General features: G+C 63.8%; 2 protein-coding genes and 1 pseudogene. All 3 read right to left on the bottom strand.

Going from position 1 to position 2,012, the window contains the following annotated elements; translation table 11 throughout:
* Positions 1-191, bottom strand: a pseudogene (locus WCA53_RS24045) (aldehyde dehydrogenase); the annotation flags it as partial.
* 20 nt (positions 192-211) lie between these two features.
* Positions 212-1,036, bottom strand: a complete 825-nt coding sequence (locus WCA53_RS24040) for an aspartate dehydrogenase (protein ID WP_423916351.1) — start codon at positions 1,034-1,036, stop codon at positions 212-214.
* Positions 1,029-2,012, bottom strand: a 984-nt coding sequence (locus WCA53_RS24035) for a thiamine pyrophosphate-binding protein (RefSeq protein WP_423916349.1), incomplete at its 5' end; no start/stop codon positions are given. The genes WCA53_RS24040 and WCA53_RS24035, both read right to left, overlap by 8 nt.

Below are 2,012 nucleotides of genomic sequence, written 5' to 3'. Positions count from 1 at the left end.
GACCTGCGCCACGCCGCATCGGCCACTTCGACGGCCTCGCGCGCGTCGTCCGCGTTGGCGGCGCTGATCTCGGCGTTGATCGACTGGTCGGCCGGGTACAGGCTTGCATAAGCCGCGCCGCGACCCGGGCGCCATTCGCCACCGATCAGGATGTCGCTCGATACAAGAAGACTGGTTTCGGGAGAGTTCATCAGTTTGTCCTTCGGATCATTCAGATCACACAGCGCGCTGCACGGTTGCGCAAAGCGCGGATCGCGCTGAACGCCGTCAGCGCGGACGTCTTGGGATTGTCGGGAAGCGGCTTGCCGCACATTTCCAGCGACATCTCGCCGAACGCGCCCCGCGCCACGATGCGATGCACGTTGCGCTCCACATTCGGGTCGGCAATCAGCCGCACGATGGTCTGGTCGAGACCGAGACCGGCCAGCGCGATGGTCGCTGCGACATTCGCATTCTTCGGATAGAGACGCGCCGCATCGCGCGCGCTGCCCTCGAAGATCACTCGCTCTTCGGTCATGCTCAGGAGGTCGAACAAATCTTCCGCAGGCGTGCCGAGCCAGCCGGAAGGCGGTTTTCGGCCTGTATACAACACTTCGTCGAGGCCGCCTTCGCGGGCGGCAGCCAGCGCATCCACGCCGCCGATAGCACCGGACAACAACGTCAGCGTGGCCTCCCCTTCGTCGGCGGCGCTCGACAATGCGTCGAGCAGCAGCACGTCAGATAAAGCGCCAATCGATGCCACCGCGCAGTCCGTCCCCGCCTTGAGCAATGGCACGACGTGATCGAGCAACGCCCCGTGTCCCGCGCATTCCAGTGCGAAGTGCGGACGGCGGCTGAGATCATCGACGCACGACACGACATCGACGTCCCGACCGACCGCCGCGCGCACCTCGGCCGCATGGCGTGACGGCACGATCACGTGCGACACGCGCACCATCGGATCGGACGCCATCGCGCGATACACCGCCGAGCCGATCGCGCCGAAACCGATCATCGCGACATCGACGGGTACGGTGTGGCCGTTGGCGTCACGCATATTCGGGCTCCTTCGGCTCTTCCTTCTTGACCGGCGGACCCGCGAATGCCGTGGCAAACGAGCCGACCGACACCATGTCCACTTCGATCATCACCGGGCCGGTTTTCTCATAGCCGTGCCGGATGATTTCTTCAGCACGATCCAGCGAGGTAATGCGGTGGTGGGTCATGCCGAAGCTGGCGCAGAACTGCGCGAAGTCGGGCTGATGCAGGTCCACGAACATGCGCCGTCCGCCATATTGCGCGTCCTGGATGTTGCGGATCACGCCATAGCACTGGTCGTTCATCAGCACGATCATCACGTTCGCGTCTTCCTGAACGGCCGTCACGAGTTCGCCCACGTTCACCATCAAGCCACCGTCACCGACGAGACACACCGTCTTCTTCGTCGAGTGCGCCAGCGCAGCACCGATCGCCATCTGCATCCCCTGCCCGATACCCCCGCCCAGCGCATGCACGCCCGAGCGCGGCTCGAAGACCTTCAGAAGCCGATTGCCCCACGTGCTGTTGGAAATCGTGACGTCGCGCACCCAGTTGTAATCGCGGCCAATCACCCGTTGCAGCGATTCCACGAGGCGCTTGTACGGGCCAAGGCCTTTAGCCACATCCCCAGTCGCGGTTTCCCGTGCGGCTGCGAGATCGCCGGCGAATGACGGATCGATCTTCAAGTGGCCTTCGAGGCGCGTCGCGAGTTCATCGAGGATGGAAAGCGCATCGCCATGCACGAACAGTTCGTTCCGATAGCCCCGGTTGTCGGCGCACGCATCGGCATCGATCCGGTACAACGGTTTGGGCAATGCAAGCTTGTACTTGAGCGTCTCATTGCCGCGCAGACGCGAACCGACGACAAGCATGGCGTCGCAGGTCTTGTAGAAGCTCTCCACGGCAGGTTGCACGTTGAACGCGCCGAGCGTGGCCGAGTGATCTTCCGGCACCACGCCGCGTCCCTGCACGCTCGTCACCACGCCAAACCCCAG

Origin of the sequence: Caballeronia sp., from assembly GCF_049581465.1 — a bacterium.
Lineage (GTDB): Bacteria > Pseudomonadota > Gammaproteobacteria > Burkholderiales > Burkholderiaceae > Caballeronia.
The sequence above is the reverse complement of the archived record's forward strand: the minus strand, read 5'-3'. Positions and strand labels throughout refer to the sequence as shown.

Bases quoted from the DNA above. Each gene is read 5' to 3' on its own strand.
- WCA53_RS24040 (WP_423916351.1), bottom strand. From the start codon at position 1,036: ATGCGTGACGCCAACGGCCACACCGTACCCGTCGATGTCGCGATGATC.